Origin of the sequence: Aeoliella mucimassa, assembly GCF_007748035.1 — a bacterium.
GTDB lineage: Bacteria > Planctomycetota > Planctomycetia > Pirellulales > Lacipirellulaceae > Aeoliella > Aeoliella mucimassa.
In genome coordinates this window covers 1469073-1488591 of record NZ_CP036278.1, presented here as the reverse complement: position 1 = coordinate 1488591, position 19519 = coordinate 1469073, and the positions used below count along the sequence as shown (strand labels likewise).

The 19519-nt window shown below is 55.4% G+C and carries 17 protein-coding genes; 13 read left to right on the top strand and 4 right to left on the bottom strand.

Translation table 11 applies throughout. The features are described from left to right. The first annotated feature begins 309 nt into the window (after positions 1-309). From Pan181_RS06015 to Pan181_RS05980, 9 genes are all read left to right on the top strand, one after another. Positions 310-963 (top strand): hypothetical protein, encoded by a 654-nt coding sequence (locus Pan181_RS06015; protein WP_145245966.1) that lies wholly within the window; start codon positions 310-312, stop codon positions 961-963. 346 nt (positions 964-1309) lie between these two features. After that, complete coding sequence (locus Pan181_RS25940) at positions 1310-1468, top strand: hypothetical protein (protein WP_197528961.1); 159 nt, start codon at positions 1310-1312, stop codon at positions 1466-1468. Positions 1469-1504: 36 nt separating this feature from the next. Further along, positions 1505-2014, top strand: a complete 510-nt coding sequence (locus Pan181_RS06010; protein ID WP_145245965.1) for a hypothetical protein — start codon at positions 1505-1507, stop codon at positions 2012-2014. 318 nt (positions 2015-2332) lie between these two features. Further along, entirely contained in the window at positions 2333-3055 is a 723-nt protein-coding gene (locus Pan181_RS06005; RefSeq protein WP_145245964.1) for a hypothetical protein, read from the top strand. A gap of 92 nt (positions 3056-3147) precedes the next feature. Beyond that, positions 3148-8367, top strand: coding sequence for an exosortase (gene xrt / locus Pan181_RS06000; protein WP_145245963.1), 5220 nt, complete (start codon positions 3148-3150; stop codon positions 8365-8367). Between the two features lie 75 nt (positions 8368-8442). Continuing rightward, on the top strand, positions 8443-9711 hold the full coding sequence (locus tag Pan181_RS05995; protein ID WP_145245962.1) for a glycosyltransferase family 4 protein: 1269 nt from the start codon (positions 8443-8445) through the stop codon (positions 9709-9711). 10 nt (positions 9712-9721) lie between these two features. Continuing rightward, positions 9722-10402 (top strand): exosortase-associated EpsI family protein, encoded by a 681-nt coding sequence (locus tag Pan181_RS05990; protein ID WP_145245961.1) that lies wholly within the window; start codon positions 9722-9724, stop codon positions 10400-10402. Between the two features lie 127 nt (positions 10403-10529). Next, positions 10530-11024: a PEP-CTERM sorting domain-containing protein gene (locus Pan181_RS05985; protein ID WP_197528960.1), complete on the top strand. Its 495-nt coding sequence runs from the start codon at positions 10530-10532 to the stop codon at positions 11022-11024. 99 nt (positions 11025-11123) lie between these two features. After that, positions 11124-11879, top strand: coding sequence for a hypothetical protein (locus Pan181_RS05980; RefSeq protein WP_145245959.1), 756 nt, complete (start codon positions 11124-11126; stop codon positions 11877-11879). Positions 11880-11920: 41 nt separating this feature from the next. Here Pan181_RS05980 and Pan181_RS05975 read toward each other — a convergent pair whose 3' ends face one another. Together Pan181_RS05975 and Pan181_RS05970 are read right to left on the bottom strand one after the other, a co-directional pair. Then, positions 11921-12352: a hypothetical protein gene (locus tag Pan181_RS05975; protein ID WP_145245958.1), complete on the bottom strand. Its 432-nt coding sequence runs from the start codon at positions 12350-12352 to the stop codon at positions 11921-11923. A 130-nt stretch (positions 12353-12482) separates the two neighbouring features. Further along, positions 12483-13490 carry a polysaccharide biosynthesis/export family protein gene (locus tag Pan181_RS05970; RefSeq protein WP_197528959.1) on the bottom strand — a complete coding sequence of 336 codons (1008 nt, stop codon included), beginning with the start codon at positions 13488-13490 and terminating at the stop codon, positions 12483-12485. Positions 13491-13851: 361 nt separating this feature from the next. Between Pan181_RS05970 and Pan181_RS05965 the strand changes: the two genes are divergently transcribed. Continuing rightward, positions 13852-14265, top strand: a complete 414-nt coding sequence (locus Pan181_RS05965; RefSeq protein ID WP_145245956.1) for a hypothetical protein — start codon at positions 13852-13854, stop codon at positions 14263-14265. 306 nt (positions 14266-14571) lie between these two features. Here Pan181_RS05965 and Pan181_RS05960 read toward each other — a convergent pair whose 3' ends face one another. Then, the gene (locus tag Pan181_RS05960) at positions 14572-15399 is read right to left on the bottom strand and encodes a WecB/TagA/CpsF family glycosyltransferase (RefSeq protein ID WP_231943765.1); all 828 of its coding nucleotides are present in this window, start codon (positions 15397-15399) and stop codon (positions 14572-14574) included. A gap of 83 nt (positions 15400-15482) precedes the next feature. Continuing rightward, complete coding sequence (locus Pan181_RS05955) at positions 15483-16337, bottom strand: sugar transferase (RefSeq protein WP_145245955.1); 855 nt, start codon at positions 16335-16337, stop codon at positions 15483-15485. A 449-nt stretch (positions 16338-16786) separates the two neighbouring features. Between Pan181_RS05955 and Pan181_RS05950 the strand changes: the two genes are divergently transcribed. Genes Pan181_RS05950 through Pan181_RS05940 form a run of 3 tightly spaced genes read left to right on the top strand, consistent with a single transcriptional unit; the run spans position 16787 to position 19495 of the window. Further along, the gene (locus Pan181_RS05950) at positions 16787-17794 is read left to right on the top strand and encodes a glycosyltransferase family 2 protein (RefSeq protein ID WP_197528958.1); all 1008 of its coding nucleotides are present in this window, start codon (positions 16787-16789) and stop codon (positions 17792-17794) included. Next, a complete protein-coding gene (locus tag Pan181_RS05945) occupies positions 17791-18465 on the top strand; it encodes a serine O-acetyltransferase (RefSeq protein ID WP_197528957.1) in 675 nt (224 codons plus the stop codon). Before Pan181_RS05950 ends, Pan181_RS05945 begins: the two co-directional genes overlap by 4 nt. Continuing rightward, positions 18458-19495, top strand: a complete 1038-nt coding sequence (locus Pan181_RS05940) for a glycosyltransferase (RefSeq protein ID WP_145245953.1) — start codon at positions 18458-18460, stop codon at positions 19493-19495. Before Pan181_RS05945 ends, Pan181_RS05940 begins: the two co-directional genes overlap by 8 nt. The last annotated feature ends 24 nt before the right edge of the window (positions 19496-19519 follow it).

Genomic DNA, 19519 nt, shown 5'->3' with positions numbered 1-19519 from the left:
GCTGGAGATTCCTCTCCAGCGGCCTTTTTTCGTGGCCAATGCAGATTTTCCTATTTGATAATTTGCTAGTGCTAATTGCCAGAACCAGCAGGCAGATACCTGCCCCCGCTCAATCCCAAGTGACTCGCACCCCCATTTCCTCCTATACCGCCCATTCTTCCTTGTCGCAACAAGACCTGCACCGTCGCCAGATCGCCTTCTGGCACACACTTTGCATATGATAGCTTTGCTTTTGATACTGCTTCTGATGATTCACACGCTAGGCAGAAACACTATGCCTAGCACTTCCAGGGGAAAGAAACACACACCATGAGAACCTACCTACCCACACTGGCAGTTGCCGCCGCACTGCTGGTGCCTGCCTCGGCCTTCGGCGGATTCACCCTTTCGGGCGACATCGAAGCCGTCGCCCAGCCCGCCTCGGCATTGCCTGGCGCAGCTTTTGATACCGATGGGGATAACATCCTTATTTGGTCGGAAGGCACCATCAATATTACCTCGGCCGTGACCGTCAATCACGACGGCAGCGAAGCGACCATGCAGGGCATCACCCCCAATGGCGTGGCTTCCAGCAACAACGTGCCGACCAGCGTCTCGGGTGAATACCAAAGCTACATGATCCACTTCGATAACCCTGGCACTCAGGTCTCGAAGTACGCTTCAATCACTTTCGACACCCCGATCCTGGGCATAGCCTTCGAAAACCCAGCCCTGCTGGCCACCGATGCTTACGTGCCGGGAACCACCTACTGGAGCAGCAACGACCGTGGTATCGAGTCAAACGATATCATTCAAGTCACGAACGGTGGATACACGCTGGTTCTCGACATGCTGAACGTCAACGGCATTGCCCTCGACGATATCCGCGTCCTGACCGCAGTACCTGAAATGACGACCATCCTCAGCTGGTCGGCCCTGGCAGGAATCGGCTGTGTGCTCTATCGCCGCCGCAATCGCAGCTAGTCAGATACGACAACGCTACAATCCAACAAGGCCGCTGGAGCCCACTCCAGCGGCCTTGCTGTTTTTACCAGTTCGATAATTACGCAGTACTGTCTCTCCAAACCAGCAGGGCGGCCCCTCCCAGCTCTGTACAATCTATCTCTTGCCTAGATTTAATGGATTCCATTCCGTGCAGCCATTTAAGCGCGAATAGCCGACCTAGATCAGGCACTACAGCCCCCTAGTAGCCCCCCCCAACATTACGGCATACCGTTTGCACCGATTGCCAGTGACTATAGTTTATCAAGTCACAACTAGAATAATTGACAATTAGACATTTTTAACACTTGGATGGGGAACTAAAGATATGAAGATTGGCTACCTATGTGCAGCACTGCTTGCTGCCCTGTCGCTGCCGGGCATGGCCTCGGCCGCGTTTACCATCGACAGCAGCTCCAACCTGATTGAAATCGCCGAACCAGCTGACGCCGACGAAGGCTCGGTTGAAAGCAGCAATTCGGCCTAGATTTGGTCGGAAGGCGAAACGGTAACCGGCACCTCAGTGTTTGTCGACCACGATGGCTCCGCTGGTACGTTTACTCTGTTCGGCCAGCTTTCTGGGACCGATCTCTCGGCCGGCACGTATGGATCGTACATGATCCACTTTGACCCCAATGGCCAACCTTCGGCCACTGCCGTGACTGCTGGCAGTGTGACCTTTGACTCGTACACCAAAATCGTTGGTGTGGTGGTTCAACCTGGTGCCTCGTCGACCTCGATTGAAACCCTGGACGACACCGACGACGTATTCGGTAATCCAGCTACCGATTATTACGACGAAAGCGACTGGCGTGGCCTGGAACTCAGTGGCGCCAGCAATGGAGATGGATTTACTATCTCGGCCGACGGTCGCACTTTTTCGTTCGACTCGGGAGTTGATTTCAACGCCAATGGCATTGGCATTGACGAAGTACGTCTCATCCTTCAAGCGGTGCCAGAAGCCACGACGATCCTGAGCTGGACTGCCCTGGCAGGTATCGGTTGCGTGCTATATCGCCGCATGCGTGGCTAAAAAGCAACGCCCCTACATAACACCCTATAAACGGTCGCCGGATTTATCTCCGGCGGCCGTTTTTTATTTACCGCGACGCTATTTATCACTTTGAGCATTCCTATTGCGTTCCTCTTCCTTTTCGCTGTCGTTCGTCTGTCGAATTCCGCACATTTCCGCTGGTGCACGTCGCTGAAAACGCCTTAAAAAAGGCACTTCTACTGCACTGCGGCCATCCCCCACAACTTCCCCCCCGCCAGATCCAATCAATCGGCACGGCAATTGCGGTTAATCCCTCTGCTGAATTGCTACCAAGAGTTACCTGCCCGGAACATTAAGATGCCCTCCACACGATCCCTCCTATTTCTGGTATGTGTTTTCGCGACTCCCGCACCGGTTTTCGCTGCGTTTGGAATCACCAGCACGACCAACGCGACCGTTATCGACGCCCCCGCTAGCGTCGCCCCCGGTGCCCTGAAAACGTCGACACCTGTTGTTTTTCAAGAAGTCTCCAATGGCGTGCTGAGCTACGACTTGGCCACGAATCACGATGGTTCGTCGGTGGTTGCCGCTCCCACGATCATTAACAGCGGTGGCAGCCTGATCGCTAACCCCGCCCTGGTCCCCAGTGTGATCGAATCTGGCACGGCTTTTAACAGCTATATGGTTCATTTCGATCCCACCTGTTATCCCTTCTATGTGTGCACCATCGAGTTCGAAACCGACATCATCGGCGTACAACTTTTCAGCGATGGCCTGGGACTTGCCAGTATTGATGGTACACTCGAAGAGGGCGACGCAGCAGTAACGGAACTCGGTTCGACGACTGAGTATCCAACGGGGGTTTCTGAACGTGGCGTTGAAGCTGACTTGTTCATGATCGCCACTGAAGGAAACAAGCTGTTGCTCGCAGGTATTGGATTTGACCAGATTCGCGTATTCACTGCGGGATATGATGCTGTGATCGGGCCTCAAGGAGTCCCCGAGCTTACCACGGTTGTTGGGTGGACCATCCTAGCAGGTCTTGGCCTAGTAGCTTACCGGCGTAACGCCAACAAGTAAGCTGCTCGGTTTGACCCGACGGATCACTGCTCTGCAGCCAAAGCTTCAGTTCCTTTCGGAATGAATAAGCGACTAGCAACTAATCAGGTGTGATGTCGGGGAAAACCAAAGCGGCGATAGCCGCAATTTTAGCCCTACTTGGGGTATGGGCTTACTGGCCAGCTATTGTCGCAACCGTAGCCAATTGGTCGTCGAATCCAGATTACTCTCATGGATTCCTTGTACCGTTTATCTGCGCGGGCATCCTGTACGCACGCAGATCCAGCTTTCCGGGCTTTGATGATCGGCCTTTAGCTCCCATCGGATTGTCACTGCTAGTTGTAGCAGCACTGTTCCGATACGTTGCAGGTCGTTTCTATCTGCCGGATATCGATCCTTGGACTATCCCGTTCTGGATCGGCGGATGCGTCTGGATGCTTTGTGGCTGGAAAGTCTTTCGCTGGGCTGCTCCTGCGATCGGATTCCTGTGGTTTGCGATGCCACTGCCAGCGACTATCGAGCTGGCGCTCAGCATGCCGCTTCAACGGATCGCGGCCGGATGGTCGGTATGGGTACTGCAACTCTTTGGCCAGCCCGCCATCGCTGATGGCACGGTTATCCTGCTCGACGATCACCAGCTGGACGTCGAACGTGCCTGCAGCGGCCTGAGAATGTTCTTTGGCATTCTGGCCTTGGCCGTGGCAACCATTACGCTTGCCCGCCCTGGACTTTGGAAGTCGATCGTCCTGCTGGTCGCTACGATTCCCGTTTCGATCACGGCTAATGTGGTTCGAGTAGCGACGACTGCGCTGTTGCTGAAGTATTTCTCCGGCGAAGCAGCCCATCGATTCTCTCACGACTTCGCCGCGCTGGCGATGATACCACTGGCGGCTGTTCTGTTTGGCCTGGTGTTATGGATCCTACAAACCAGCACCAAGAAGTTTGAGAAGAGCCAATCCGAAGGAACGACCTGGGTGGTTCGCAATGGTTTGATTGTGGTAGCGGTGGCGGTTTGTTTACTGCTCACGCAACGTTACTTCTCGAATCGCACGCTCAATACTTTGCTAAAGACCGCGGCCCGATATGAAGAAAAGGGCGATCTCAAGCAAGCAGCCAGTTACCTGTCGAGGTACTACGCGTCGAATCGCGATAATCCGGAGATTGCTGCCAAACTGGCCGAGCTTTACGAACGTGGTGCGCTGACAACCGGCGGGGTGCTGCGAAGCGTGCAGCTGTATCGGCATGCTTGGGAACTGCAGCCCGAGAAGATCGAGTACGGTGTATCCGCCGCGCGGTTATCGACCCAAGTTCATGACTACCGATTAGCTCTCGATATCTTCGCCGATCTTCGCTCCAACAAAGCGAAGACCACCGACGAAGAAGCCGCCAGCATCAATCGCATGTATGCGGCGGTGCTTGTTGAGTACCTTCGCTGGGAGGGAGGACGTGCGGATGTTAGCTGGAAACAAGCGATTGATGTTTTGAACGAAATCATCGCGTCGAAGGACTATTCGGTCTGGCACGCGGCCACGCTGGCGAATGCGTTGGTGGACTACGAAGAGCTCAATTCGGAAGAAACGAGTAGCGACGAAGCAGCACCGAAATCGCAAGCAATTGAAGTGATGCAACAGCTGATCAAAGACAAACCCAACGATGCACTCGCTTGGCTGGCACTCTACGAATTCGAGCGAACCCACGGCAGCGACTCGGTGCTTCCCGAGAAAGACGCTGCGTTGAACAAGGCGATTGAACTCGCCACGGAAGCTGATGCCAAGACCAAGTCGCGCGTCAATCTAATCGCGGCCAACGCTGCGCGAGAAAGTGGTGACTGGAAGTCAGCCGAAAGCTATCTGCAAACGGCCGTCGAGGCTGAGCCAAACTACTACGTTCCCTACCTGGCGCTGGCCCAGGTGTATCTGGATGAACAAGCGGACGACTCGCAAGAAAAGGCGATCCAGATCCTCCAAACCGGCTTGGATACGCTCAAGCAAAAAGAGTTGTCGTTGCTTGTGCCGCTCGCTTCGCTGCTTGTACAGACCGAACAGTTCGAAAAAGCCGAAGCGCTCATCGAACCACTGGAGAGAATCCTGCCGAGCGTTTCTTCCGAAGAACGCGGCGCCGTGGCCGCCAGCATTGCGCTGGTGCGTGCCCGCATCGCCTGGAAACGCAACTCGCCTCGCGAGGGGGTCGATCTCGTACGCCCCGTGTTAACCGCTCCAGAGCTGCAGCAATACCAGAACCGGTTCCCCAAGATTTACGCCGACTTATGGACGTTGTACGGGGATCTTTGCACTTCGCTGGGCGAGCTGGATATCGCCACCAACGCCTATCAACAAGCGATTCTGCTCACTCCACGGTTTAGTTCGCTTCGGCTACAACTAGCTAATGTTGCCACCCAAGCTGGTAATCTGGCGTTGGCCGAGCAACAGCTCTCGAATCTGACAGCTGAGCAGTCGGAAGCTGCCGAGGCATTTCTGGCATTAGCCAACGTCGAGATTCAACGCCAAAAACGCGAACCGGCTAGCCGTCGCAATTGGACCGCGGCCACCAAGGCCTTGCAGAGTGCGCTCAAAGCAGGAGCATCGCAAGAGTCGCTCAGCTTGATTGCAGGAGAACTACTGCTCGCCCAGGGACGTATTCAAGATGCCCTGGAAGGTCTTCAGCGGGCGATCGATAACGGTCAAACGACTGCCAGCATTTGGCGGGGCTACACGATTCTCAACCAGCAAATTGGCAACCAAGAAGAAGCATTGCGAGGACTCGAAGAGTTCCGCAAAGTCTCTGACGACAATACCGACAAGGCATTACTCGCGGCTCAAATCTTTAGTGGCAACAAAGAGCTGGACAAAGCGGTAGAGACGATTCGCGAGGCTTTGAAAGCTGAGACCGACGCCCGCAACAAGGCGACTTTATACATCGAGCTTTCGCGACTGTATCTGCAAGCCGGCGACTTGGATAAGTCGATTGAAACACTCGATCAAGGGCACGATGACCTACCGAATAGCCACCGCATAATCGACGAAGCAGCTGGTCTGGCCTGGCTACAGCAAGATTGGGATCGACTTGCCCAGCAGGTGAAGTATCTCGAAAAAGTGGAAGGCGAAGACGGTACCGAATGGCGGGCGTACAAGGTCCAGATCTTGCTGGCTCAAATATCGACCAGCGATGATCCTCGTTTCCGTGAGGTCATCACCCTTATTCAATTCATCAATCAGGCCCGGCCCAACTGGCCCAAGGCTCAATACCTGTATGGTGAACTGTCGCTGATTCAAGGCGAACTCGAAGCCGCGCTGGCATCCTATCAACGCGCCTGGAAGTCGGGTAGTCGGAACATTCTGTTGGCCGATCGTATTATCGACGTGCTCACACGCCTGAACCGATTCACCGAAGCACAGGAATACGTGACCCAAGCGAGCGAACTGCTGGCGCTGTCGCCGCAGTTGTTCGACCGTGCAGCCCCCTACTATGCTCGCGGCTCCGAACGGGAGCAGGCGCTTACGCTTGCCCAGTCTTGGGTGAAGGCTCAGCCCAACAATGCAGATGCTCAACTACGACTTGGCCGGGTGTTGCTGATTCTCTCGGAAGGCGGCGACGACCAGGCAAAAGAGAATGCTGTAGAGCAAGCGGAGCAGGCCTTTAAACAAGCGATTACTGCCTCGCCGTCCGATATGCGCACCTGGGTCGCCTGCGTGATGTTCTACGATCGCACGCTGGAGTCGCGTGATAAGGCCTTGGCCATGCTCCAAGACCTTTCGAGCGAAGTAAGTATTGGTGAACTCGACAAGTCCTATGTACTTGCTCAGTTGTATAGCCGACTGAACGTCGTGGAGAAGGCTCGCGAGTATTACCTGAAGACGATTTCGTTGGCCCTACAGGATCTGAATCCAAAGTCGTTGAGCATTCTCAATCAGGCTTCTATTTTCTACGCCTCGCAATCTCCCACCTTGGCAGAGTTTCTCTGCCGTAGCATTATCGACCATGAGCCCGACAACTTGGCGGCGAAGCAAATCCTGGCGCAAATCCTCTTAGCCCAAGAAGACAACACAAGTACGACTGAGATCGAGTCGTTGTTGAAGAATGAACTTGCGCAGCTTGAAGACTCCCCTAGCCTGCCGGTGATTCGGCTCTGTGCCAAACTGTTCGCAAAACGCGACACAGCCGCAGATAACCGCCGGGCGATTGATCTTCTCGAAAGCATTCTTGAGAAGAGCCCTGACGACCAACGATTGTTGGCCAGCCTGTACGAGCGATTGGAGCGTAGCGGCGCGACGTACAACCTGCTGGAAAGTCTTGCCCTTGCCCCCAACGCTCAGGTGGTTGATCTGACTTCTTACCTCGATTTCTGGCAGACGGAGTTTTTGACCAAGTCGTTGCTCGAAAATGGAACTCCTGGATTTGAGGGCACCGCCAAACGCATTTATCAGCGACTGGCAACAACACCAGCATGGCTGTCGGAACTATTCCGCTGGCGACTGCGAGAAATGCGACTCAACGCAGCGGCAGCATCCGTTGCCGCCGGCGCGACGGAACTACCGGTTGAGTCGGGTGCGCTTACCGCTGCCGACCTCAAGACTCTCTTGAACGAGGTCACCTCGGCTCCTGCTTTTGCCGAAACGACAGAGGTTGATGATAAGGCGCTGTTGATGATTCGTATGATGGGCGTACTGCTGCATGAGGGAGAACCTCAGCTCATCGCCCAACTTCAAGCCGAAGGTCTTGCCGGGCTTACCGCGGACCGGATCGATCAATGCTTGCTAGAGACATTGATTACGAATCGCCATCTACCGGAGAGCAGCTCCAAGGAAGTCGAGAGCGCTCTGGCCGATATCGAACAACGCCAGGCAACCAACACAGCACTCATTCAACTACTGGCCGACTGGAGACTGCTGCAAGGCAATCCTCAGCAAGCAGTTGACCTGTACAACAAGGTGCTGGCTCAATCGCCTGGTAGTGCGAACGTGAAGAATAATCTCGCCTTGGCGTACTGCGATCTTGGCAATACCAACGAAGCACACCGCGTGCTGGATATCGCCTTGGCCGAGTCGCCAGATGATCCTCAATTGCTCGATACGCTTAGCATCGTTGCATTCAAGGAAGACGAATCGGCGAAAGCCATTCAGATTCTTGAGAATCTGGTACAAGCGAACCCCACCAATGCTTCGGCTTGGATGCATCTGGCCGATGGCTACCAACGTTCGAACGCCACGAAGAAATCTCAGGATGCGTTGACCAACGCTCTTGGACTGGGAATCGAGCAATCGATTCTTACGTCCGCCGACGAAACCATCCTCCAGATGCTGGTGGACAATCTACTGAGACACTCGCAAATCTGAGTTCTACTCGGATCAACGGTTACTCGCCCTCAAGCACCAGAGGGTTTCCATCTGCCCACCTGTTTCACCTTCCTCATGACTTCTGATACAAACCAGAACCTCCGAGTCGCGGTGGTGGCGGAAATGGCGTCCGATCGCATGGGCGGGGAAGCGGTGCTGCCATTGCATTTCTTTCGCGAGCTCCGCCGGGCGGGTGTGGATGCTCGATTGGTTACCCACGAACGCGTGTCGAGCGAGTTGCAGGAGAGCCTGGGAGACGACTTCCAATACGCGTCGTTCGTGAAAGATACGTTCCTTCATCGACTGTTCTTCAAGATGGGATGCTGGCTCCCCGGGCGCATACGCATTGGGTGGTACACCATGACAGTCAACACGCTTACCCAACTTGCGCTTTGCCGACTGGTGCGCCGCCTCGCCAAGGGCGGCCAGATCGACTTGGTGCATCAGCCGGTTCCCGTTTCGCCAAGGACCCCTTCGTGGTACTTTCGCATCGGGGTGCCGGTGGTCATTGGCCCCATGAATGGCGGCATGGAGTATCCAGAAGCCTTCCGCGATCGTTTCGAATCGCGCTTCATCACCAGAATCGTCAACTCATTGCGGTTTGGTTCCGAGTTGATCAATGTGCTTATCCCCGGCAAACGTTTGGCCGCGCACCTGTTGGTCGCTAACACGAGGACCCAAGAATCACTGCCCCGTTTCTCGACACCGAATGTCTCGATACTCGTCGAGAATGGTGTGCTTGAAGAGGAGGTCACCAGCGAGCTGGCGCGAACCAGCGATCCTAACCAGCAGTCGACATCGTTTCTCTTTGTCGGCCGACTCGTCGATTGGAAAGGGGTCGACTATCTGTTGCGGGCGTTCGCCAAGGTTCGTCAGCAAATTTCGGCGACACTCACCATTGTCGGCAATGGAGGCCAACGCGCCAATTTAGAACAACTCGCGGCCGAACTGGGGTTAGCCGACAGCGTCGAATTCACTGGAGCCCTCCCTCGCCAAGATTGCCTTGCGCTCATGCGCAGCAAGGATGTATTCGTACTCTCCAGCGTGCTCGAGTGTGGCGGAGCCGTTGTGCTGGAAGCCATGGCCAACGGCATGCCGGTGATTGCTTCCGATTGGGGTGGTCCGCAGGATTATATCGATTCGGAGTGCGGGCTGCTCGTTCCCCCTACTACCCCCGAGCAGTTTGAGCACGACTTTAGTGAAGCGATGCTAAAACTAGCCCGGAACCCAGAGTTACGAGTTCAACTTGGCAACAACGGTCCTCAGAAAGTTGCTGATCACTATACGTGGACCAAGAAAATTGAACACATCCTGCAAGTTTATTCAGCAGCTTGCAAGCACTAAGTATAATTAAATGATGGTCAAACTTCTCAACATCGCAGTTATTGTCGCCGCTGTCGCCATTACGGCAGGCTCCAGCTTGCTCGTGGAACGCGTGTACCAACGCTGGGGAAATGCGGAAGACTTGGTGATCCACGCCGACGCGTTGAACCAGTTCCCGATGAAGTTCGGCGAATGGGAATGCCTTGGTGAGCAAGAGGTCCCCGAGTACACGCGAAACCTGCTGAAATACAAAACAGCCATCTGGCGCGACTACCAAAAACAGGACGGAGTCGAATCCGTTCAATTCATGGCACTGGTCGGCACTCCAGGCCCACTGGTTCGCCACCCGCCGGAAGTCTGTTACGACCAACAAGGCTATCCCTTGATCGTCGAACCCAAGACCATCTCAATCGATGTTGCTGGTGTCGAGCATACCTTTAAAGCGACGACCTATGGCATGAGAGGGGCGCCGGACGATCACTTTATCGTGGCAACAAGCTGGTCCGATTGCACAACATTCGAACGCTCTGCTATCCCCCGTGCCCGCTATGGTGGTTCTCCCTTCGTCTATGCAGTACAAGCACTGACGAAGATCAACCACAAAGAGACGGAACAAGATGCGATGGCGCGACTAAAGAACTTCCTAACATCGATGGCGACTGACTACCCTGCTTATTTCGACAAGATTGACAACGCTGAACCGAATCAGTAGGTCAACTGCACCGCTGATTCAACCACTCTTTTCTGCTTGAGGTTGAAGGCTAATGATCGACTCCTTGATTTACCGGAACACTGTTTTTGCCACACGCCCCCTACTTGCTACACTCTGCTTGGCAGTGATGCCCACGTTGGCGACCGCCTCGGAGTTTACCTTTCACAACGAGAATACCCTGGAACCACTGGTGGTTTTAGAGCTTTCGGGCACCGGTCCATTTGACCACTCGGACGTGGTATCACTCGAGGTTACCGACCTGGGAGCCACCTACTTCGCCGGCATGGTATCAGGCACTTATTCAGGAACCTTCACCAGTTCGAGCGGTGAAGCCATCATGGATGTCCCGCCATTTAGCTTGGCCTCGAGCGCATTTGTCGATGCGTTCTTTGCCAGCAACGATGCCCCCGACAGCAACTCAGGAAACGCTGGTGTGTTCCAATTGGGATTCGGATCCCTCAATGGAGCCGCAGATTTCCTGTACTACGATAACCTTTCCTCACAAACCTCGATCGCAGGTTCTTGGATTGGCATGTCGAACGTCGTCCCCGAACCAAACAGCCTACTCCTGCTTTCCGCAGCAGGCACTTGCCTCGCTTTATGCTATCGACGATTTCGATAGTCCTACCAGATGATCCACAAGCAATTCCCTAGCCAAGAGTCGGGGCACGATGTCCCGACTCGGCAGGTTGCTTGTACGCTTTCCCAAGACTAACACCTGATGAATACCCTCGCGACCACCACTGCTGCCTGCCTTCTTGCGCTGACCTTTGCGACCACGTCGGCCACTGCCGCAACCGTTGCCACACCATCGTTGGCGGCTGACACCCAAGTTGCGTTCGTCATTCAGAATTTTGGCACTGTTCGTCGCGGCGCCGAAATCGCACCAGCACCGTATCAAGTCTACAACCTCGACACCGGAGAGACTTCTATTTCGCTCATGTCGCTGGTGGAGGTGACCTCCATTGGCAACTTCGACACCCTGATCATCGATGTTCCTGAGATAGCAGCACTTGCTCCTGGCGAATCGACCGATGTCACGATGTCCCTCGATACCAGCGTCTCAGGTTTCTATCAGGTCAACTACAACTTGCAATTCACGAGTGACGAACTGCCTGAAGCCGAACCTAGGTACCTCGCTTTGGCGGGATTCGCTACGGTACTTCCCGACGGCGACTACACCGAAGATGGCATCGTAGACTTCGACGACTACAATCTTTGGAAGTCGAGCTTAGGCACCGCCGATGCGGCTGCCGACGGCAACATGGATGGTATTGTCGACTTGGCCGACTACACGATCTGGCGCGATAACTTGGGAGCCGAAGTCGTGACCATCACCGCTCAGCAAGGTGCAACTTCTCCATCCGCGGCCACCGCCGCCGTGCCCGAGAGCAAGGCGATGTGGCTGATGTCGCTAGCGATGCTCTTCGTTCTGGGCAGCAAGACCTATCTGTTGCGTCATCGTTCGGTCGGTTGATCGAAATCTCGCGACGATCACGATCGATCAACCGTGATCGATTAACGAAACGGATTGGTGTGGTCGACCGGCGGCTGGTTCGCGGGCGGCGAGAACAGCTCGTTCGGAGACGATTGCCACTCGTCCGATGGTTCCATCGACTGGCCTGTCTCGACTGGCGTTGGCTCCAGCAATAGTTCGTCGGGCTCACTCGCCTGCGGCGTGTAAATCGACTCCATCTGCGGACTCGAATAGCCTTGCGACATCGAACCGCCGGGCGAGCAGACACATCCGTCCACGCAGGGACAGGGACTTGCCGGCTGATAGGCGTTATTGCACCGCCAGGTGGTCGGCTTCACGCCAAAACCAACTTCGTCGGTACAACAAGGCCAGCGTCGTACTGCTTCGTTCGAGCAGTAGCTATAGGTATATCGCAGGTCGGTTGGGCAGCACTCTTCTTCTTGCCACCAGCGGGTAGTACAACCTGTCGACATGGCCAAGCATGCACTGCAGATGAATGCACTTAGCAGTCTCGTGTGATAGGATTTTGCGCACATCTTGTATACTTCAGTCTTCTGGGTCAGTAGAAGGGGAGACTGTAACTCTGAAAGCGCTACGCTCGGGTTAGAAGTTGCTTCCGTTTCTCGTGCCATAGGTGGCAAACGCATTGCCGGTTTGGGTACCTAGCAACGTGACACCAAAGATCCGTTCGACCGGCGAGATGATCTTGCCCAGAGCGGTATCGATGGCCACCAGCTTGTCCTCAGCAACGTATAGTCGGTCGCCAGGCATCAACTGGTAGTTGGTAGCGACATCGCCGCGTTGAGTAATACCCAACCAGTCGATCGGCATGATCTGGTCGCCTCCCTGCTCATTACCACCGGGGCGAGCCACCCACATACGAATCGATGAAGTGGACGAGAGCCCTTGAATCTCGCTCAATGCATCGAGCGCCGTTTCATTCCCCTTAACGGGCAGACGGAAAACCTGGTCGCCCAGGCCTGCTCCTTGGGTAATGATGTAGTACACCTTGCTGTTGAAGCCAAACACGTCGACCGACACCTTGGGATCCTCAAAACTCGAGGAGAGGTGAGCTTCGATCGCTTGCTTGGCATCGTCGATCGTCATGCCAACCACGCACACTCGGCCATAACTACCCAACGTAATTCGGCCGTCGGCGGCAACGAGATGCTCGCCTTGCACTTCCTGCTGCGAGGCAATGCTGGAAAGGGTGATCCATAGATTTGGCTCGCGAAAATCTGCCATGCGGGCTAGCAGTTCTTCGCGAACTTCTTCGATCGATCGACCAGCGGCTTGAATCGGTTGATAAACCTTGTCGCCATTCGGCCCTAGTACATTGTCGTAATCGAAGCCGATCACCAACTTACCGTCGAGGCCCACTCGATACTCTCCACCGATCGGGGCTTCTTCGGGAATGCCCGACGCCTGAATGATCAGGGTGTCCATCGGACGCAGGTGGTAAGGATGCTTCGGTACCAGGCTGATCGCCGAAACGGCCAGCACATCTGGTGGCTCGATCACGTAGTCGGGAATGGTAGCCTTCGATAGCTCACGCGGAATGGTGGGTGGTACCGAAGGTGGAGGCAACTGCTTCGGAAAAGGCTTGTGCATCAGGCTGCAACCTTGCCCAAAGCTCATCAGAAGCATCACCAAAAGAAGCCCCCATGATTTCCTGTGCGATTGCATTGATCGATCAGCCATTACTGGGTCCAAGGCTTCGAGGCAAAACGGATGAAACTAAAGTGACTCCCTGATACATATCGCTCCGCTGGGAACCACGTAGTGGACTGAATCGGCACAATCGCTCCCTTCAGACTATTTGATTCGAGCAGAACGGGAAGAATTTTCGGAACAACCGTGAAATCCGGAATATCCTCCACATTCAGTTCTGTTTGAGCCCTGACCTAGCGATATAATGAATAAGAGGCCGAAACCCGTAATCCGTGCCGAGTTTGAAGTGAGGAACATGGCGATGACTTCCTATCCCTACGCTAAGAGCGTATTGCTAGCATTCACATTGATGGCTTGTAGCGTGCTAGCAGCGAATGCCCAGGCCCAAGTTCCTCGTTACCAACCGACAAGGCCGACAACGAGTCCCTACCTGAACTTGTTGCGTCCCGAGGGTGCGATTCCGAATTACTACTCGCTGGTGCGACCGATGCAGCGTCAGAACCAGATGCAGAGCCAACTGCGGAGTGATTTCCAGAAGTTTGGTCAGCAACAAGGGATGATCAATCGCACCTTGGAAAAGCGATTGTCGCAGCCAGAGTTTATCCGCCCCACCGGTTCGGCCGGCTGGTACATGGAAGAAGGTACCGTGCCGCCTTATCAAAATACGGGATACTACTATCAACAGACCGAGCTCCGTGGCGTTGGACGACGCTAGGTGGTTGAAGAGTCCTTTAACAGAGCGATTAGCAGGCTGAATAAGTTGGCACGGGCCAATGGTTCAATCCCGCCCGCACTGTGGACACCAGGCTTTGCCGCTCTGCGATTCCGCGACAAGGGATGAACCACCGCATTGCTCGCAGTAGCCCTCGATCTCGACAGAGTCGCGATCGCTGGAACGCCATGTATAGAGTAGGTGCTTCAGCCATCGGATCATCGCTGGACTCTTCCTTTCGCTCCGAGTGAGTGACAGGACCACAAAGCCATCCAAGGCTTTCCGCCTTTCGATCACCAAATACCTCGATTACTTCTTGGTCCACATTTCCTTGAGCACTAGCTGAGGAAAAACGATCGCGTCCTTCGCGTAGCGACCGATGAGCCGCCTTGGATTCGTAGCGATCCGATGCAGCCATTCGAGCCGCATTGCCTGGATCCAACCGGGCGCTCGGGTTTGCTCGCCGGCCATGAAATCGATGGTCGCCCCGGCGGCAATCGCTACCTTCGCCCGCAAGCGATCGCGATGAGCAGCCAACCAAAGCTCTTGCTTGGGTGCCCCGAAGCCAACCACCAGCAGATCGGGCTCGGCTTGATTCACCTTTTCGACGATGCGATCGCTCTCTTGCTCGGACTTCTCGAAGCCCATGGGAGGACTGTCGGTTCCGACAATCTCAAGGTGGGGATGAGCTGCTAACAACCGCTGCGTTGCTCGCTCGCCAACGCCGGCCGCCCCGCCTAACAGAAATACCCGGGGGCGGAAGTCAGTCGTACCCGAAGCAATCACGGTAGGCACCAATTCGGAGCCTGGCACACGTGCTGGAAGCGTCTTATGCAACATTCGCGACGCGGAGACGATGGGCCAGCCATCGGCGATTACCAAGTCGGCCCGCTCATAGGCTTGCCGAAACGCGAGGTCGTCGCGCAGTTTTACCACGTGGTCCACATTCGGTGTGAATACCAGCTGGCACTGGCGATCAGCAGCCTGCAATCTGGCCATAACCCATTCCACCGCATCGGCCATGCGCACGACATGAAAGTCGATGCCGAATAGATGATGCGAATCGGGATTGGGAAGTGGCGATGAATAATCGCTTGCTTCTGCTGCTGTATCCACCATTTCGAAAGCTGCCGACACCTAAGAGTACTGCAATGCTAGACCAGACTCAGTCGACCAGCTATCGAGGAAAGATGCAATACACCCTTCCCACACACCACGCTTTAGTAGGCCCCGCGAGTGCTCAAGACAGCAGGTACCGTCTTGGCGAGCAGGGTTACGTCCATCCAGATGGTCCGGTTCTCGATGTACTCGATATCCAGACGCAATTGTTCGGGGAACGGCAGATCGCTGCGACCAGAAACCTGCCAGATGCAAGTAATGCCAGGCTTCACTTCCAGGCGACGCAGGTCGTCGTAAGTGTATTGAGCCACTTCTTGAGGAACGGCGGGGCGAGGTCCTACCAGGCTCATTTCGCCACGGAGCACGTTGAACAGCTGAGGCAACTCGTCGATGCTTAGCTTGCGAATCAACCCGCCGATCGTCGTCAGACGGGGATCCTTGGCAATCTTGAAAGTACGAGTGTCGTCGTGGTGGCTCTCTTCGAGCAACTTCGCCTTCAGCTTGTCCGCATCCTCAATCATCGAGCGGAACTTAAGGCACCAGAACTCACGGCCGCGGTAACCAACACGCTTGTGGCCGTAGAAAATCGAGCCACCGTCGGTCAGCTTGATAATCAGAGCGGTCACCAACATCACAGGCGACAGCAACAGCAAAGCGACGCTGGCGATCACGATATCCATCGTCCGCTTCAGCACGTTGTAAGCCGAAATCTCGACTTCGTGAAGGGCTTCGGAAAGCTCGGCCGAGGGGTCCCAGGCGATCGCTTCGCCAGCTACGCCCGATTCGAGAGCGAATTGGCGGGCACCACGGTAGGCCTCGGTATGCGACATACCCTGACGAGCCAACCGGCGAGCAAGGTTTTCTTGGGACACCCTAGATGCGGATCCACGCCGCTCAGGGGAAACATTTGGCACTTTAATGCGGGCTTCGAGAGTTGCCTCAGTGCAGGTGTTCATGGTGGGCAGGTGGGGGGGTGGGTATTCATGGGGTGGGTCTTCCGCCTAGCGACCACCACTTGAAGCAAAAAGCGGACCACTTGGTACGGATGGCCCTACTTTTCCGTTTGATTTAGCAAAGCCCAAAAAACCCGCATTAATCGAGCAATGTGATACCCGCAGCAACCCTCACCAGCACCATGACACGTTCAACTCGCACGACTGTTTATCAGTTTGGAAAAGCTCGTTGATAAATCCCCCCGAGAGACGCTCTTTCTTTCTCATGTGGTAACTTATGAGAGTGGATTTTGCGTCCCTAAAGGTGGTCGACGATCGCTTAACAGGCCGATCTGCTCACCTCACTCCCTTCGAAGATTGCTCGAATTGCTGGGAGCGAATAAGATGAACCACTCCCCTGACCAGGCGAAGCACTCCCCCCTGCCCTTATGAGTTTCTTAGGGAACGTCTCGATGCAGTCTCCGTCGCCTACTCAGAGCCCCGTTGCAGGCAGCCCACTGCGCACTGCGGCCGTGATCGTGAACTACGGCACCGGCGATCTTACCTGTCAGTGCCTGGAGTCACTGGTCCCTGTCCGAAACGAGTGTGCTAGCTTCCACGTGTATGTCGTCGATAACTGCTCGCCGGACGATTCGGCCGATAAGATCGAACGAGCCATCGCTGAAACATCGGATTGGGCTTCGTGGATCGAACTTATTCGGGCTCCTAAGAATGGTGGGTTTGCTTATGGCAACAACGTCGGTATCAAACGGGCGCTGGAGCTTTGCGATCCGCAAGTCGACGCCATCTGGCTATTGAATTCCGACACCATCGTGCATCCCGGGGCGTTGATCGAACTGCTAGCGGAACTCGACGACGAGCGAACTGGCATCGTTGGCTCGCGACTGGAAAATCCGGATGGTTCGTTACAAACCTCCTCGTTTCGGTTTCATACTCCCAGTCGCGAATGGGCGCGAGGCCTCAATCTCGGTTGGTGGAATCGTATCTCCCCGAACTCCGATATTGCCCCGGCACAAATCGACGAGATCCATCACTGCGACTGGCTGGCGGGTGCAAGCATGCTGATCCGCAGGGAACTGATCGAAGACGTCGGGCTGCTCGACGATCGCTACTTCCTCTATTACGAAGAGGTCGATTTCTGCTATCGCGCGGCCAAGCATCATTGGAAGACTATATATAAGCCTGCAAGTCGCGTGATCCATTTGGTCGGACAGAGTTCCGGAGTTACCAACACCGACGCTAAGTTGCGTCGAGTTCCTAAGTACTGGTTTGAATCGAGAGCCAGATATTTCGAACAGAACTTTGGCAAACTGCAGCGCGTCATGGCCGACAGTGCTTGGCTATTAGGGCATCTTGTATTCCGGCTTCGCACCCTGGCGCAACTGCGAAAGTACTCTTACCCAGATTCACAACTGTCGGATTTCACTCGCTACAATTTTTGGCCTCCCACCCGAGTATGACTTACAAGTCGTACGCCAGCGAACCATTCATGTCACCGATCACTGCACAAGACGCAACGGACTCTCCAGCTTCGGCGGGCCATCAGCCAACGTCGCCGGCGGTGCCTATTGATATAAGTGGGAGTCGCAACCTGAATCCCGCTGGCATGACTCTCTGGCAGCTATGGCGCGAGGATTACCATACGCACGGTCGGAAACTATTCGACCAAGGCTTCTGGTCGGTGGCCGTGCATCGCTTCGGCAACTGGCGAATGGGCATCAAGTGGAAGCTGGTGCGCATGCCGTTTACGCTACTCTACAACGTTAGCTTCAAACTCGTCGAAATCCTCACCGGCATCACCCTGCCCTACACCTGTCGCTTGGGCCGGCGGGTGCACGTCTGGCATCACAGCGGTATTATCATCTCCGCTTACGCGATCGGCGACGACGTGCACCTGCGACAAAGCACAACGATGGGGGTGGTTCGCCGGGATGAGAACGCCGACATTCCTATTATCGAAGACCGTGTCGACATTGGCTGCGGAGTCTGCATCTTAGGCGGGGTTCGCGTGGGTCACGATAGCGTGATCGGCGCCAACGCGGTGGTGCTCGAAGACGTGCCCCCCCACTCGATCGCGGTGGGCATTCCCGCCCGCGTCATTCCCAAGAAAAAGGCCGCTAGCGATGACTGAATCTTGCTCCAAGATCGGCATCGTCGCGATCGGGCGCAATGAGGGAGATCGCTTGAAACGGTGCCTGCAGGCCGCGGTTGGCTCGGACCGCACGGTCGTGTACGTCGACTCGGGATCGACGGATGGCAGCGTCGACTTTGCCGAGTCGCTGGGGGTCGATGTCGTCGATCTCGATACCAGCAAAGGATTTACCGCCGCGCGTGCTCGCAATGCCGGGCTGGCACGCTTGATGGAGCTCGATCCATCGATCACGTATGTCCAGTTTCTTGATGGCGACTGCGAATTAGTGGAGGGTTGGATTCGCGAAGCAAGCGAGTTCCTCACCACCCACGACGACTACGCGGTCGTCTGCGGACGTCGGCGTGAACGTGCTGCGCAGCAAAATATTTACCATCGTCTCACCGACATGGAGTGGGACACCCCTACTGGCGATGCCCAATACTGCGGTGGCGACGCGTTGATGCGAACCGCTGCGCTCCAACAAGTTAGCGGCTACCGCGATTCGCTCATCGCAGGCGAGGAACCCGAGCTTTGCGTTCGCCTGCGCCAGGCGGGCTGGCGGATCTATCGACTCGATGCCGAGATGACCCTGCACGACATTGCCATGACCTCCTGGCACCAATGGTGGAAACGCTGCGTGCGGGCTGGTCACGCTTACGCCGAGGGGGCCGCCCTGCACGGCGCCCCGCCGGAACGACACTGGGTCAAAGAGCGGCGCGGTATCTTGCTCTGGGGAATCATCGTCCCGGTGCTTGCGCTGGCGCTCGCCTGGCCTACCTATGGCATCAGTTTGCTGGTTGCTCTGATGTTGTACGTTCTGCAATTCGTGAAGACCCGACGGTACTTTCGGCAAGTTGATCGCTGGACCGCAGCCGACACCACGCTTTACGCGGCCCACTGCGTGTTGGCCAAGTTCCCTCAAGCCAAAGGGATGTGTGGATACTGGATGAACCAATTGCGTGGCAAACAGGCGAAGATTATCGAATACACTCCCGCGACGGACACGAGCTATCAAACCGCTCCCCGCTAACGCGCGATGTCGTCATCCACTTTC

Coding starts and splice junctions, on each gene's coding strand:
- Pan181_RS06015 (WP_145245966.1), top strand. CDS start 310: ATGAGAACCTACCTACCCACACTGGCAGTTGCCGCCGCACTGCTGGTG.
- Pan181_RS06005 (WP_145245964.1), top strand. CDS start 2,333: ATGCCCTCCACACGATCCCTCCTATTTCTGGTATGTGTTTTCGCGACT.
- Pan181_RS05990 (WP_145245961.1), top strand. CDS start 9,722: ATGATGGTCAAACTTCTCAACATCGCAGTTATTGTCGCCGCTGTCGCC.
- Pan181_RS05970 (WP_197528959.1), bottom strand. CDS start 13,490: ATGCACAAGCCTTTTCCGAAGCAGTTGCCTCCACCTTCGGTACCACCC.
- Pan181_RS05965 (WP_145245956.1), top strand. CDS start 13,852: ATGACTTCCTATCCCTACGCTAAGAGCGTATTGCTAGCATTCACATTG.
- Pan181_RS05975 (WP_145245958.1), bottom strand. CDS start 12,352: ATGTCGACAGGTTGTACTACCCGCTGGTGGCAAGAAGAAGAGTGCTGC.
- Pan181_RS05995 (WP_145245962.1), top strand. CDS start 8,443: ATGACTTCTGATACAAACCAGAACCTCCGAGTCGCGGTGGTGGCGGAA.
- Pan181_RS05955 (WP_145245955.1), bottom strand. CDS start 16,337: ATGAACACCTGCACTGAGGCAACTCTCGAAGCCCGCATTAAAGTGCCA.
- Pan181_RS05985 (WP_197528960.1), top strand. CDS start 10,530: ATGCCCACGTTGGCGACCGCCTCGGAGTTTACCTTTCACAACGAGAAT.
- xrt (WP_145245963.1), top strand. CDS start 3,148: ATGTCGGGGAAAACCAAAGCGGCGATAGCCGCAATTTTAGCCCTACTT.
- Pan181_RS05980 (WP_145245959.1), top strand. CDS start 11,124: ATGAATACCCTCGCGACCACCACTGCTGCCTGCCTTCTTGCGCTGACC.
- Pan181_RS05940 (WP_145245953.1), top strand. CDS start 18,458: ATGACTGAATCTTGCTCCAAGATCGGCATCGTCGCGATCGGGCGCAAT.
- Pan181_RS05945 (WP_197528957.1), top strand. CDS start 17,791: ATGACTTACAAGTCGTACGCCAGCGAACCATTCATGTCACCGATCACT.
- Pan181_RS05950 (WP_197528958.1), top strand. CDS start 16,787: ATGCAGTCTCCGTCGCCTACTCAGAGCCCCGTTGCAGGCAGCCCACTG.
- Pan181_RS25940 (WP_197528961.1), top strand. CDS start 1,310: ATGAAGATTGGCTACCTATGTGCAGCACTGCTTGCTGCCCTGTCGCTG.